General features: G+C 65.1%; 12 protein-coding genes and 1 pseudogene. All 13 read right to left on the bottom strand.

Translation table 11 applies throughout. The features are described 5' to 3' along the window. Positions 1-10: 10 nt before the first annotated feature. The 13 genes and pseudogenes from C5B96_RS12985 to C5B96_RS12925 all read right to left on the bottom strand — a co-directional run bounded on the left by C5B96_RS12985 (position 11) and on the right by C5B96_RS12925 (position 14,235). Positions 11-847, bottom strand: coding sequence for an undecaprenyl-diphosphate phosphatase (locus C5B96_RS12985; RefSeq protein WP_104245779.1), 837 nt, complete (start codon positions 845-847; stop codon positions 11-13). Then, positions 844-1,587 (bottom strand): phosphatase PAP2 family protein, encoded by a 744-nt coding sequence (locus C5B96_RS12980; protein WP_104245778.1) that lies wholly within the window; start codon positions 1,585-1,587, stop codon positions 844-846. The genes C5B96_RS12985 and C5B96_RS12980 overlap by 4 nt, the downstream gene beginning before the upstream one ends. Beyond that, positions 1,584-2,360 carry an ABC transporter permease gene (locus tag C5B96_RS12975; RefSeq protein WP_104245821.1) on the bottom strand — a complete coding sequence of 259 codons (777 nt, stop codon included), beginning with the start codon at positions 2,358-2,360 and terminating at the stop codon, positions 1,584-1,586. Before C5B96_RS12975 ends, C5B96_RS12980 begins: the two co-directional genes overlap by 4 nt. A gap of 9 nt (positions 2,361-2,369) precedes the next feature. Continuing rightward, a complete protein-coding gene (locus C5B96_RS12970; protein WP_104245777.1) occupies positions 2,370-2,984 on the bottom strand; it encodes a VTT domain-containing protein in 615 nt (204 codons plus the stop codon). Next, on the bottom strand, positions 2,981-4,405 hold the full coding sequence (locus C5B96_RS12965; protein WP_104245776.1) for an FtsX-like permease family protein: 1,425 nt from the start codon (positions 4,403-4,405) through the stop codon (positions 2,981-2,983). The genes C5B96_RS12970 and C5B96_RS12965 overlap by 4 nt, the downstream gene beginning before the upstream one ends. Further along, a pseudogene (locus tag C5B96_RS12960) lies at positions 4,402-5,159 on the bottom strand (ABC transporter ATP-binding protein). Before C5B96_RS12960 ends, C5B96_RS12965 begins: the two are co-directional and overlap by 4 nt. Positions 5,160-5,266: 107 nt before the next feature. After that, the gene (locus C5B96_RS12955) at positions 5,267-5,935 is read right to left on the bottom strand and encodes a response regulator transcription factor (RefSeq protein ID WP_104245775.1); all 669 of its coding nucleotides are present in this window, start codon (positions 5,933-5,935) and stop codon (positions 5,267-5,269) included. Further along, positions 5,932-7,164 (bottom strand): histidine kinase, encoded by a 1,233-nt coding sequence (locus tag C5B96_RS12950; RefSeq protein ID WP_104245774.1) that lies wholly within the window; start codon positions 7,162-7,164, stop codon positions 5,932-5,934. Before C5B96_RS12950 ends, C5B96_RS12955 begins: the two co-directional genes overlap by 4 nt. A gap of 185 nt (positions 7,165-7,349) precedes the next feature. Then, on the bottom strand, positions 7,350-8,396 hold the full coding sequence (locus C5B96_RS12945; protein ID WP_199176655.1) for a family 43 glycosylhydrolase: 1,047 nt from the start codon (positions 8,394-8,396) through the stop codon (positions 7,350-7,352). After that, positions 8,393-11,038: an alpha-L-rhamnosidase gene (locus C5B96_RS12940; protein ID WP_104245773.1), complete on the bottom strand. Its 2,646-nt coding sequence runs from the start codon at positions 11,036-11,038 to the stop codon at positions 8,393-8,395. The genes C5B96_RS12945 and C5B96_RS12940 overlap by 4 nt, the downstream gene beginning before the upstream one ends. 2 nt (positions 11,039-11,040) lie before the next feature. Then, a complete protein-coding gene (locus C5B96_RS12935; RefSeq protein WP_233189190.1) occupies positions 11,041-11,937 on the bottom strand; it encodes a carbohydrate ABC transporter permease in 897 nt (298 codons plus the stop codon). Positions 11,938-11,942: 5 nt separating this feature from the next. After that, positions 11,943-12,827 carry a carbohydrate ABC transporter permease gene (locus C5B96_RS12930; RefSeq protein WP_104245772.1) on the bottom strand — a complete coding sequence of 295 codons (885 nt, stop codon included), beginning with the start codon at positions 12,825-12,827 and terminating at the stop codon, positions 11,943-11,945. 97 nt (positions 12,828-12,924) lie between these two features. Continuing rightward, positions 12,925-14,235, bottom strand: coding sequence for an ABC transporter substrate-binding protein (locus tag C5B96_RS12925; RefSeq protein ID WP_233189189.1), 1,311 nt, complete (start codon positions 14,233-14,235; stop codon positions 12,925-12,927). Positions 14,236-14,310 lie beyond the last annotated feature (75 nt).

Raw genomic sequence — 14,310 nt, 5'->3', positions numbered from 1 at the left:
GAGGCGAGGGTCAGGTGGCGGTGATCACGCCGGTGGCAAGGAATGCTGCGACGATGAGTCCGAGGGCGATCCGGTACCAGATGAACACGGTAATCGGATGCCGTGCCACGAGCCGGAGCAGCCACGCGATGGAGGCGTAGGCGACGATGAAGCTGACGATGGTGCCGATTGCGACAGCTCCCCAGCCGACGGTGGCGTTCACCGCGGATGCCTGGCTGACACTCTCGTAGGCGCCGGCGCCAATCAGGGCGGGTATGGCGAGAAAGAACGAGAGCCTGGTCGAAGCGACGCGGTCGAGGTTCCGGAGAAGGCCTGCACTGATGGTCGCTCCCGAGCGTGAGACCCCGGGCACCAGTGCGATGCACTGAAACAGCCCGATGATGAGTGCGTCTTTCAGGGTCAGGCTCTCTTCGAGCCGGGTTCTGCGGCCGACGCGTTCAGCGATGAACATGACGACGCTCCAGAGGATGAGTCCGGCGACGACGACCCAGAGGTTCCGAAGGGCACCCGAGACGACATCTTTCGCGGCGAATCCGACGATGCCGATGGGGATGGACCCGGCGATGACGTACCACGCGAACCGGTAGTCGCGGTTTCGGCGGGCCTCCGCGTTGAAGAGGCCTCGCCACCATGCGGCGACCAGGCGGGCTATGTCGGAGTGGAAGTAGATGATGACGGCGATGATGGCACCGAATTGGATGATCGCGGTGAAAGCGGTGACTCCGGGATCGTCGATCGACAGCCCCAGGAGTTTTTCGACGAGGGTGAGGTGGCCGGTGCTCGAGACGGGGAGGAACTCGGTGAGTCCTTCTACTATGCCGAGGATGATCGCGTGCAGGAAGTTCACGGGGTGCTCGATTCTGGGTTCGGGTCGGCGGGGTGTCTGAGGGCGTGTCGCCTGGCGTGGATGATGTGCATGAGGCGGTGGGCGGTGATGATGATCGCGAGCCACGCGAGTCCGAGGATGAACCCGGCGAGCACGTCCGTGAACCAGTGGTGCCCGAGAAAGACGCGGCTGAGACCGATGGTGGCGGCGAAGACTGTTGCGATGCCGATGGTCAGTGCGCGGGCGATGCGCGAGCTCTGGTGCAGCGCGAGGAGGTAGGCGATGGTGCCGGCGACGACGACGGCGTTCAGGGTGTGCCCGCTGGGGAACGATGGCGAGTACTCGTAGGGCGGAACGGCGTCGTTCAGTGGTGGGCGTACCCGGCCGATGAGGTCTTTGCCTGAGATGGTCAGCAGGAGCGATCCGCCGCCTGCCGCGATGATCATGATGACCGGGGTCCACGACCGCCACCGGACGCCGAGGGTCACAAGAGCCAGCACGGCGATGATGGGCATGCCGATTGGGCCGGCCACGTTCGTGTACGCCGTGACGGTGCTGTTGAGGGCGGGGGAGCGGTGGGCGAGCATCCAGTTGAGAATGGGCTGGTCAAGACCTGAGACGCCGTCGACGTCGGTGATCGAGTCGTAGATCTGAGCGACGGCGACGCTGAGGAGGAACGCGATCAGCAGGCCGACGGCCAGAATGACGATGAGTGTCGCGGTGGGGCTGAGACGGGCAAGGAACGCCCTGAGCTTTGTCATGTGGTGCGGGCTTTCCGTGGGCTGAAGATCTCGGGTGCGGGTTTCTGGGAGACGGCGCCGATGAGGCGCAGGAGCAGGGTGGCGGTGATGGTGCCAGCCGCCAGGATGCTGGCGAGCACGACGATCTGGAATCGGCCTGCTTCGAGGGGTGAGGCACCTCCGAAGATCGCACCGACGAATGCTCCGGGGAGCACGACGACGCCGGTTGTCTTGGTCTGGTCTATCGAGGGCACGAGGGCTGAGTGGATGGCGGTGCGGGCGAGCAGACGGGTCGACTCCAGTGGTGTGGCGCCGAGGGCGAGCCATCCTTCGACCTCGCCCCAGTGGTCCCGAACCGACGTGTGGAAGGTCCGCCCCGTCAGGGTCGCGATGCTCATGGTGTTGCCGATGACGATGCCGCCGATCGCGAGGGCGTAGCGCGGTGAGAACTCGATCGCCCCCGTGGTGAAGACGATGACGAGCACGGCGACGTTCCCGGCGAGCATCGCGGCGCCGACGGCCGCGGTCTGCTGCCGGTTGGCGTGGATGCGCCGTGCGACCGTGTGGACGGCCGCAGCGAACATGACGATCAGTCCTACGGTGACGAGCAGCGGGTTGCCCAGGATTCCGGCGAGCACCAGGCTGAGGGCGGCGAGTTGCGTAGCACCCCGGAGGATCGCCCAGAGCGGTGCTGTGGCTTGCGGCACGTGCGCCGCCGTGAGCCCGATGAGCGCGATCGCGGCAAGCAGGAGCACCGCTACGAGGGTCGGCACCAATCCGCCAAGAACATTCATGGGCATCCGTCAGGACTGTCGGCGTCGGCGGAGGATGTCGATCACGATCGGCAGCACAGAGACGATGACAATGAGGACGGCGATCACTTCGATGTTGTCCCTGACGAACGGGATGCCGCCGAGGAAGTAGCCGGCGAGGGTGAGGATGAGCGCCCAGGCGATGCCGCCGATGCCGTTCCAGAGGAGGAACGATCGGAACGGCATCTTCGACATCCCGACGATCGGCGGCACGAACGTGCGCACCAGCGGGACGAACCGCGCGAGTACGAGGGCGCGGCCGCCGTAGCGGGTGAAGAACTCGTCGGCTTGGTCGCGGTACTTCGTCTTGAAGATCCGCGCGTCGGGCTTGAAGAGGCGCGGCCCGAACGGTTTGCCGATGTGATACCCCGTCTGGTCGCCGAGGATCGCGGCGGCCGCGACGCCAACGACGAGCAGTGGCAGTGGCAGTCCGAGTGGCCCGGCGAGGAGGGCGGCGGTGAAGACGAGGGTGTCGCCCGGCAGGAACGGAAACAGCAGCCCGGTCTCGATGAAGACGATGGCCATGACAACGACCAATGCCCATGGCCCGACTCCTTCGAGAAGCGGTGTGGGGTCGAGGAGGCTGGCGGTGTGGATGTGGATCATTCGATGGCCAATGCTCTGACGGGGGACACCCGTACCGCGGAACGGGCGGGAACGGCGGAGGCGACGACGGCGAGGATGATGGCGCCGGCGATGATGCTGATGATGATCCACGGGGGAATCGTGGGCAGAAATAGACCGCCGATGTGGTGGTCGCTGGCGATCGCGGTGAGGACGCCTGCCCAGCCGTAGAACACGCCGAGTACGAGGCCGGTGGCTCCGCCGACGATGGTGAGTTGGATGCTCTCGGCCAGGATCATCGTACGAACCTGCCTCTTGGTGAACCCGAGGGCGCGGAGCAACCCGATTTCGCGGCGGCGCTGGATGACGCTGAGGGAGAGCGAGTTGACGAGCCCGATGGCGGCGATCACGAGCGAGAACCCGATGAGCACGGCGAGGATGCCCATGGTCAGTTGCAGAAAGGCCTGGTCGCCAGCTGCGTCGGCTGCTTCTGCTCCAGCTGCGACGGGGCCGCTCTCGGCGAGGAACGACTGCCCGGCGACAGTGAACATCGTCACGAGCGTCACCCCGATGACCAGCCCGATCGTCGATCGCGAAGACCGCGCGGGGTAGCGCAACGCGTTGGCGCTGGCGAGCACACTCGGAGTTGACCGGCCGGTGAGCCGGCCGGCAGCTCTGAGCATCGCGGGGATGAAGAACGACGACCCGAGAACGAACCCGACGAAGCTCAGCGCGCCGCCCGGGGCCGCGATGAGCAGTCCGAGCGGGCTCTTCAGCCCGACAGCGACCCCGGCGATGAGCAGCACGATTCCGCCGACGAAGGCAGCGATGACGAGGGTGCGGAGCCGCCGGGGCATCTCGCTGGCGGTGACGGCTTTCGGTTCCTGTGTGGCGCCGGTCGCTTCGATGGGGGAGACGTTCAGAATCTTGCGGGATCCGAACCAGGCTGCTCCCGTGGTGCTGATCACGCCGACCAGAACCGGTGCGACGAGGAGAGGGGAGAGAGTGTCGATCGACACGTTCACGAAGGTGCCCGACGAGACGAGGGCGCCGTACGTGATCTGCGCAACGAGCAGTCCCACAATGAGCCCGAGCACGCCGCCAACGAGTCCGACGACAGCGCCTTCGATCGCAATGGCGCCGCGAAGGGTGCTCGCTGACGCGCCGAGCAGCCGCATGAGCGCGATGTGTTTTGCGCGGCCGGCCATGATGATGCCGAACGTGTTCGCGGTGACGATGCACGCGACGAACACGGCGATGAAGAAGAACAGCAGGTCGAGCACGTCGAGCAGCGCCACAACGTAACCGTGCTGGATGAACTGGCCGCCGATGGACTGAACGCGCAGCACGATGTCCATTTCGATCATCATCGTGGCGAACACCGACGTGATGAACGCGACGAGCAGGCTCGACGTGTGCTGGCGGCCGCCGTGCCAGAGCTCTCGGAAGGCGAGGGCGATCACGCCGCGACCTCGAGGCTCAGGATGATGTCGGAGAGCGTCTTGGCGTCGCTCTTCGCGACATCCTGAACCACCCGTCCGTCGGCGATGAAGATCACCCGGTCGGCGTGCGAGGCGGCAACCGGATCGTGGGTCACGAGCACGACGGTCTGCTGAAACTCGCGGGTCAGGTCGCCCAGCAGCCCGAGCACTTCGCGGCTGGAACGAGAGTCGAGGTTGCCGGTCGGCTCGTCGGCGAAGATCAGCTGCGGCCGCATCGCCAGGGCGCGGGCGATCGCGACACGCTGCTGCTGCCCACCAGAGAGTTCGTGCGGGCGGCGCGCTTCGAGCGTTCCGATACCGAGCCGGTTGAGAAGCAGCCGCACCCACGCCAACTCGGCGACGCTGGGCTTTCGCCCGTCGAGCTCGAACGGCAGCGTCACGTTGCCCAACACCGAGAGCGTGGGCACGAGGTTGAAGGCCTGGAACACGAACCCGAGACTGCGACGACGGAGGAGAGTGAGGGCGTTGTCCTCGAGGTGAGTGATGTCGGTGTCGCCGATGCTGACCCGCCCGCTGGTCGCCGTGTCGAGTCCGGCGAACACGTGCATCAGGGTCGATTTGCCCGAGCCACTGGGCCCATGATGGCGGTCAGGCTGCCGCTGCTGATCTCGAGGTCGATGGCGTCGAGCGCCATCGTTGCGGAGGCGCCGCTGCCGTAGACCTTGCTGACGCCGACCGCTGCCGCGGCAACTCTGGTGCTTGGTTCGTCGCTCATCGGAAGCTCCTTCTCGTGGGTCATTCCACGCTAAGGAAGGGCCGGTGCCCGGCGAATCAGTACATGTGACCATCTTCCGCGTACATCGCTGTGATGACGCCCAGCTCTCAATCGGTGCCGATGAGCCCGTTCTCGTAGGCGAAGATCACCAGCTGCACGCGGTCGCGGAGGCCGAGCTTGGTGAGGATGCGGCTGACGTGGGTCTTCACGGTCGTGTCACTGAGATGAAGCGAGGTGGCGATTTCGGCGTTGCTCAGCCCCGCTGCAACGAGGTCGAAGAGGTCGTGTTCGCGAGGGGTGAGCGAGTCGAGCGCTTGAGAACGGTTCGCGCTGTGCGGTGCGGCGAACCGCCGGATGAGATTGGCGGTGGCGCTCGGCGCGAGCACGGCGCTGCCGGAATGCACGGTGCGGATGGCCGCCAGCAGGAATTCGGGGTCGGTGGATTTGAGGAGGAACCCGCTGGCCCCCGCGTTGATGGCCTCGAAGGTGCGGTCGTCGAGATCGAACGTCGTCAGCACGATGAACCGGGGCGGTGCGTCGGCATCCGACGGTAAGGCCAGCACGCGGGTGATCGCCTCGATGCCGCCCATTCGGGGCATCTCGAGATCCATCAGCACGACGTCCACCGGGGTCGATGCGGCGAGCTCGACGGCTTCGACACCGTTCGACGCTTCCCATTCGACGGTGATGTCGGGTTGGGAATTCACGACCATGGCTATCCCGGCGCGGAACAGGGGCTGATCATCCGCCAGTCCCACCCGAATCGCCGCGGTCACTGCGGTACTCCCGTGGCCCGGTAAGGTAGGCGGGCATCGACCCGGAACCCGGGCTGACCGTCGGTTCGGGGGCCGGCATCGACGGTTCCGTCGAGGAGCCGCATCCGTTCTCGCATTCCGATGAGTCCCTGGCCGGCCAGCGAGGGCCGGGCGGTGGCCTGCAGATCGTCGCCGGATGTCTCCACTGTCGTGACGCCGAAGCGCACGTCGTTCGTGCCCCAGTCGACGCTTACGGTTGCTGCTGTTCCTCGGCCGCCGTGCTTGATGGCGTTGGTGAGCGACTCCTGCAGCACCCGGAACATCGCTAGATCGTGGGCTGCGGTCAGCGGCATCCGGGTACCCGTCTCAGCGATTGTGACCTCGAGGCCAGCCTGCCTCACACTGTTGACGAGCAGGTCGAGGTCGCCCGTGCGAATGCCAGCGGTCGACGCGTCTCCGGGTTCCCGCAGCACGCTGAGCAGTTCGTGCACGTCCTCGAGCGCGGAACGGGCGGTGCGGTTGATTGTCTCCAGGGCGGTCGTCTCGGCCTGCGGGTTGGTGGCTTTCGCGTAGCGCGCGCCATCGGATTGGGCGATGACGACGGCGAGTGCGTGGCCGATGAGGTCGTGCATCTCCCGGCTGAGCAGGGCACGTTCGCGTTCCTGGGTGAGGCGTGCCTCGGCGAGGATGCGGTCGCGGTCACGGTCGGCCCGTGCGACCGCCGATGCCCGCCGGTTTCGCACCAATACCCCCAGCGCCCAGAACAGGGTAAGGGCCGCCGCTATCACCCCGCTCGCGATCACGAAGTAGATTCCCCGCGAAACCGGGTCGGTCGGGATGGCGGCGCCGTCGCCCGTCGGAGGAGCGAACAGGATCAGGCGGGCGCCGGCGATGCCTCCCCCGATCAGGCTCGATATAAGACCTGCCCAACGCACAACGCGGCTCACTGCCAGCCCGGTTGCGAAGACCGCGGCGAGGATGAGGAGGTCCCCGACCAGCAGCCCGTCGACCGTCGCGACCTGCACCAGCGCACCCACCCATGCGATCGCAAGACCCAGGCTGGGCATCCGCCGCCAGAAAGCGAGCGAGAGCGCAAACACGATATCGATCAGCATCCCGGCGGCACCGTCGCGCACAAAATCCGCCGCACCAAAGAGGATGAACGCCGCTAACGCTACGCCCGCGTCGGTGACGCGCGGGCGTTTCTCGAACCAGACCAACACACGCGCAACTCTAACCGCGAGCGGCATCCCCAAGGCCGGCTCGGGCAGACATCACTCGTTGGGATGACCGGCAGCGTGTCTCGCAAAAGCCCAACCCTCACCGGGATCAGTTGTCAAAGCCCGCCTAGCGATGGGCAACCGAGACTCCAGGGGCCTCGGTTGAGACGTCTCAGAATGGTTCAGGTTCTGAGGCGTGGAGCTGCGCCGTCCGTTCAGTCGAATTCTTCGGGGCTCCATTCGTCGCGCCAGTCGATGAAGGGCTTGTCCCCGTCGAAGCGGATGGGGAGCCAGACGTAGTCGGCGATCGAGGTGTTGACCTCTGCGAACTCTTCCATGGGTTCGTCGCTGTCTCGGCCCGGGGCGAAGTGTTCGATGAACGCTTCCTGCGCCTGGGCGCCGTCGGCGAGGTAGGTGGAGAGCCAGCGATCACCGAGTGCGACATAGAGGTCCTTCTTCGTCGGGTGTTTGAAGATGGACGAGATCTGGGAGTGGAACGACGTGCGCGACCGGTCGGTGGGGTGGAGATCGCCGAGCACCTCGAAAGGGCCATGGTAGCTGCGGGCCACCGCAACCTCCGACGGGTTCGGGTAGTACCCGGTCGTTCCTGAAGTTGCGAGGTAGTGAAGACGGTTACGGGTGAAGTAGGCCGGCGCCTCCCTGACGAAGGGGGGTTGGGGCTGAGGGAAGTGAGTGGAGTAGTACCCGGTGACATCGGTGTAGTCGTCCGTCAGGTCTGCGCAGATCATCTCCGAGTGCACGCGCTCGAAGTAGTAGTAGCCCTTGCCGTCGTGCGGGTCGACGACGAGGTCGAAGTCGCCGGCGCTCATCCCGAGCGGCCGGAGCCAGGTTCGGGCGATCGTGTAGGGGCCGAGGATGGAGTCGGAGGTGAGCACCGTCGAGCGCTGCACCGACCCTTTGGTCATGATCTTGAGCCAGCAGACGAACGTGCCGGTGGTTTCGTTGTAGATGATGTGGGGTCGGTCGACGTACTGCGTCGGGTGCGTGGGGGAGTCAGGGTCGGTCTCGTCGGGCGGGATGATCAGTCCGCGGTCGTCCCAGTTGATGAGGTCTGTCGAGGAGTAGCAGCGCACGCCCCAATGCCAGATGTCGGAGCCGGGGGTGGATCGTTCTTTGTTCTCGCCGTACCAGTAGAAGGTCCCGTCGACGGTGATGATGGAGCCGCCGTGGGCGTGGATGCGGTTGCCCGCGGTGTCGAGCCAGGGCTGGCCGGGGCGGATGACGGTCTGCAAGTCGGTCACGGTGTGGGTTCTTTCTGGTCGTCCTCGGCTGAGGTGAAGGTGCTGGTGAAGTGGTGTCGGCCGGGCCCGACCGGAATGGTCTCGCCGCTGGTGCCCGGCAGGATGACTGTCGCGGTGGCTCCCGGTGGCACCTCGACGTCGAGCTCGAATGTCGTGCCGATCCGGGTCCATGAGGCCGATGCTGTTCCGAGGGGCCCGCGGTGTTCCGCGGAGGCGCGGGTCAGGCCGCCGCCGGGCTGGGGCGCGATCCGGAGCGCCCGGCCGCCGATGCCTTCCGTGCTGAGTCCGGCGACGACGCGGTGCATGAAGTCGGCCACGGCGCCGAGGGCGTAGTGGTTGAAGGAGGTCATGCCTCCGGGGTTGATCGAGCCGTCGGGCAGCATGCTGTCCCAGCGCTCCCAGACGGTCGTGGCCCCCATCGAGACGGGATACAGCCACGAGGGCAGTTCGTCCTGGAGGAGTAGTCGGTAGGCTGAGTCGACGCTGCCGGCGATGGTGAGCGCGTCGCAGATGATGGGCGTGCCGACGAATCCGGTGGTGATGTGGTATCCGGATGCTGCGACCAGGTCGACCAGGCGTCGACCGGCGTGCGCGGCCTGTTCCGTGGTGGCGAACAGGTTGAAGACGAGTGCGATGGCGAGGGATGCCACGGTGTCGCTGACGACCCGCCCGGTCTCCGACAGGTATTCCTCACGGAATGCCGTGGCCGCCTTGCCTGCGATCTCTGTGTAGCGCTCCGCGTCGTCGGTGTTGCCGAGGATGCGGGCAACGTCAGCAAGGATCCGGGCTGTCTTCACGTGATAGGCGGTCGCGACAAGATACTTGTCGGTCTGCGAGTTGCCGGGGTGGTCGGGGGGCGCGGCGGGATCGAGCCAGTCACCGAGTTGGAACCCGGTGTTCCACAGGCCGGTCTCCCCGGTGAGTCGGTAGACCAGATCGACCCAGTCCTTCATGCTCTGGTACTGCTCGGCGAGCACGCGGGTGTCGCCGTCGTGCCGGTACAGCTCCCACGGCACGATGACGGCGGCGTCGCCCCAGGCTGCAGTCGGAAAGTTCGGAAACCCGCACTCGATCCAGGGCACGAAGTTCGGTACGTGGCCCTGGTCCTGTTGTTCGAACGCGAGGTCACGGAGCCAGCCGGTGAGGGTTCCGTGGGCACCGTAAAGGTAGAGGGCGGTTGGGGTGAAGACCTGGATGTCGCCGGTCCAGCCCGCTCGTTCGTCTCGTTGGGGGCAGTCGGTGGGCAGGTCGACGAAGTTGTCGCGCATGCTCCAGACGACGTTCTCGTGGAGTCGGTTCAGGCCTGGGTGAGAGCTGTCGAACCACCCGGTTCTCTCCATGTCGGTGTGGATGACGAGCGCCTCCACGTCGACGTCTTCGACGGAGCCCGGCCAGTTCTCCAGTTCGGCGTACTGAAAACCGTGGATGGTGAAGCGGGGGCTCCACTCCTCGATTCCATCGCCGCCGCTGCAGGTGTAGGTGTCGATCGAGATGGCGGTGCGGAGGGGGCGGGTGCCGAGGAGTCCGTCTTCGATGACTTCGGCATGGTGGAGTCTGAGTTCGTGGCCGGCGGGGCCGTTGACCCGGATCCGGAGCCGACCGGCGATGTTCTGGCCGAAGTCCAACCGGATGCGCCCGCTCGGCAACACCTCCGTACGTGTTGGCCGCAGTGTCTCCGTGACTCTGACCGGTGGTCCGGTCGGTGCTTCGATGACGGCCGCGTGGTCAGCGAGCTCCAGTCGGCTGGGTGTGTGCCAGTCGGAGTCGTCGAAGTGCGGTGTGCTCCATCCTGTCGGGAAAGCCCGGGCGTCATAGGTCTCGCCTTCGTAGAGTCCGGTAGCGATAATCGGAGAGACGCTGTGTCTCCAGGAGTTCTCCAGCGGAACGATGACGACGGCGCCATCATCCAGTGTCAACTCGAGTTGCAGCAGAACGGAGACGTCTGGACCGTAGGCATCCCAGACGCCGCCGTCGAACCCGATCCGCCCGCGATACCAGCCGTCTGCCAGCCACACGCCGATGGCGTTCCTGCCCGGCAGGAGGCTTCTCGTGATGTCGGTGGTCTGGTAGCGGATGCGGTGGGTGTAGCTCGTCCACCCGGGCGCCAGCAACTCGTCGCTGACCGGCTTTCCGTTCATCTCCAGCTCGTACATGCCGTGGGCAGTCGAGTAGATCCGGGCCTGGCTGATTCGAGTCCGGTCTATTCCGAGGTCTTCTGCGTCGAACTCGGCACGCAGGAGGTACCCGGGTCGAAGGGTTCCCTGAGGGGCAGAAGGGGAGGGGCTGATGAACGGCACGGACCAGTCCTGACGCTCCAGCAGTCCCGCTTCGATGGTCAGTGGCTGGCTCCAGCTCTCCCGCCCGTCGTGTTGCGTGATGTGCAGACGGATCTGGACCTGCTCGCGGGAGCGCAGCGGGTGGAAGGGCCAGTCGATGAGCCGGGTGGTGTGCGGGTCGACGGCGGCGACGTCTCGTCGCCCTTCGTTGTCGCTCAACTCGATCTCGACTGCGGCGGGGGTGTTCTCGAGAGGGGACAGCCAGGAGAGTCTGGGCCGGCTCTCGCCGATTCCGAGGGTCGAGGTTCCCCGGCGGTTCTCGAGCCAGACGTCGGTGGTCAGGGTCTGCGTGGCGGTGATGCTCATGGTCAGCCCTTGACCGATCCGGCCGTGAGGCCCTTCATGACGCGCTGGTTGAGAAAGAGGTAGATGACGAGGGTGCCGAAGACGCTCACGCAGATGGCCGCGAACAGTGGCCCGTAGGAGACCTGCCCGTAGTTGCCGGTGAAGTTGAGAAGGCCGACCTGAATGGTCTGGAGGCTCTGACTGTTCGTGAAGGTCAGGGCAATCAGCAGGTCGTTCCAGAGGAAGAAAAACTGCACCAGCGCGACCGTGAAGACGGCGTTCCTCACCATCGGGAAGCCCACCGACCAGAACGAACGGAAGATACTCGCCCCGTCGAGGGTGGATGCTTCGAAGATCTCTTTCGGGATTGAGCGGAAGTAGGTGGCCATGAAGAACACGGTCAGCGGCATGCCGGTTGCCGTGTAGGTGATGATCAGCGGCCACAGTGAACCGGTGAGTCCGGTCTGGAAGTAGATGGTGAACAGCGGCAGCAGGATCATCTGGCCGGGGATGAGGATGCCCGCCAGGAACAGCATCAGGATGAATCCGCGGCCCTTGAACACCATCACTTCGAGCGCGAATCCCGCGGCTGTTCCGAAGAGGATGATCAGCGCGAGGGAGGGGAAGACCACGATCGCGCTGTTCAGGATGTAGTGCCCCATCTCGCCGACGGTGAACGCGTTGACGTAGTTGACGAACTGGGGGTCGGCGGGGAATGACCAGAACGGTTTGCCGAGGAACTCGGCCTGCGTCTTGAAGGAGCTGACGAGCATCCAGAACAGCGGGTAGATCTCGATGATCAGGATGACCGCGATGAGGATCTTCATTGGCACGGAGAGCAGAACGCTCTTGAGGGTGCGGGAGCTTCTGCGCCGTTGTGCCTGGGTGGTCGGGGGAGCGTCGAGGAGTGCAGTGGCCACGGGGATCACGCTTTCGTGAGGTCGCGTCGTTGTGCGCGGAAGATGAAGATGGTGACGAGCAGGCAGAGGATCGTGAGCATGAGGGCGATGGTGCTGCCGTAGCCGTAGTCCCCGTAGGTGAACGAGGTCTGGTACATGTACAGGGTCAGCGGTGTCGTGCCGCTGCCCGGCCCTCCGTTCGTCAGCGCCAACACGGAGTCGAAAACTTTGAGGGTGCCGTTGATGCTGAAGATGACCGAAGAGAGCAGCACCGGCAGCGACAGGGGCAGGATGATGTGCCGGAGGAGTTTCCAGCCGGAGGCGCCGTCGAGGCGGGAGGATTCGACGATGTCGTCTGGGATGTCGACGATGCCGGCATAGAGGAGAACGGCGTAGAACCCCATCGATCGCCAGATGTCCATGGCGACGATGACCCAGAACGCCGAATCGGCGTGCCCGAACCAGTCGACGCTCGCAATGCCCAACGAGTTCAGGAATCCGTTGATCGGTCCGGTGGTGGGTGCGGACTGGAAGAACTGCTGGAAGAGCAGGGCCACGGCGACGGTGGGCAGAACGACGGGAAAGAAGACGAGGGTGCGGATGATCGCTGACGCGCGTTTGAGGTAGAAGTGGTACATCAGGGCGAACGCGTAGCCGATGACGACCTGGCCGACGGTCAGCACGACGGCGTACTTGACGGTGAAGGCGATCGCCGTCCACGCGGTCGGGTCCTTGAAGAAGGTGATGAAGTTGTCGAACCCGCTCGGCGTGAAGCCGCTGACAATGCTTCCGGAGAAGAAGGTGTAGCCCAACGACCAGAAGATCGGGATCAGGATGATGAGGGAGTAGACCAGAAGGGCAGGGCCCAGCAGGGCGAGGATCGCCCGCCTGTCGCCAAGGACGCTTTTCATGGATGCAGTTCTTTTCTCTGGGGTGTCGGGAAGACCAGAAGGGGCCGGGCTGCCGCGTGATGTGACGGCGCGCCCGGCCCATGGTGCTGGCTACGGGTTACTGGCCCGCATCCTGAACCATCTGCATGAACGCCTCGCCCGTCAGCGCACCGGTCGCGAGAAGTGCCGCGTTGGTCTGGCTGACCGTGGTCTGCTTCGGGGAGAACAGGGCCTCGAACCAGAGCGTGGCCGTCGTCGTGGCTGCAACCTTCGCCTGAACGACCTGCGTCAGCTCGGGGAGGTCAGTCGGCACGGTGTTCACCTTGAAACCGGAGACCACACCGCCGTTGGCGAGGGCCAGGTCGCCGTAGTTCTTCGCGATGCACTTGACCCACGCCTGCGTGTTCGTTCCGTAAGCGTTCTGGCCGAGCATCACCGGAATGCCGATGTTGGCCGGGGTGTCATCGATCGAACCCTTACCGCCCGTGACGGCAGGGAAGGGCATGTAGGCGATGTTCTCGAGCCCGATGGTGTTCTGGGCGGGATCGTTGAAGTTCGACAGGGTCCAGCTGCCGTTGTACATCATCGCCGCACCACCGGTCAGAAACGCATTCTCCATGCCGTTGTAATCGATGGAGCCGACAGACGGGCCGAACGCGCCACCTTGGCCGAGGGAGGCGACAGCGTCGGCCGCCTTCACGTACGCGGCGTCAGTCAGCTTTGCTTTGCCGTCCTTCACGGCCTGCAGGGCGTCGGCGCCCTGGTCGCGGAAGATGTAGTTGCCGATCAGCCGGGTGATGGGCCAGCCGTCTTTACCGTCTGCGGTGATGGGCTGAACCCCCGCAGCTTCGAGCTTCTCAGACGCAGCGACGAGTGCGTCCCACGTCTCCGGCACGGTGATGCCGTTGTCGGCAAAGATCTTCTTGTTGTACCAGATGCCCTCGATGTTGAACTCGGTGGGCAGAACGTAGGAGTCGGTGCCGCCGTAGAGCTTCGAGATGATCGACTGCGCTGCGGGCAGGATGTTGCTCGAATCGTCGCCGAGGGCTTCGGTGATGTTCACGATCTTCTTCGCCTCGACGAACTGCGTCATGAGGCTGGGCGTTCCGGAGGCGGTCGAGATCGCCGGAAGCGCATTCTGGCCGGCGAGCAACTGCATCTTCTGGTCGACGCCCGTGCCCGGCGTCGTTCCGACGGAGAGGGGCTGGGCCGCATTCTCGGCGGAGCACTGGTCCTTCGACATCAGGGTCAGCACGGTGGAGATCTCGGTGTTGGTGTCGGCGCCGAGGTAGTCGAACTTCTCGCTCCCCTTCCCTCCGGCGGATGACGTCGATCCTGACGAACAGCCGGCGAGCAGCAGCGCCCCGGCTCCGATGATGGCGACGGCGGGCACGATACGGCCCAAGCGCCCCTTGGCTGTGGTGATCACATTTCCTCCTTGAGATGCGAATGTGCCTCAAATGAAGCGCTTCAAAAGAACCATATATACCGGTCCCGTGGCTGT

The sequence above is a fragment of the Subtercola sp. Z020 genome, assembly GCF_002931235.1.
GTDB lineage: Bacteria > Actinomycetota > Actinomycetes > Actinomycetales > Microbacteriaceae > Subtercola.
Note: the sequence above shows the minus strand (reverse complement) of the source record. Positions and strands in the feature narration are given on the sequence as shown.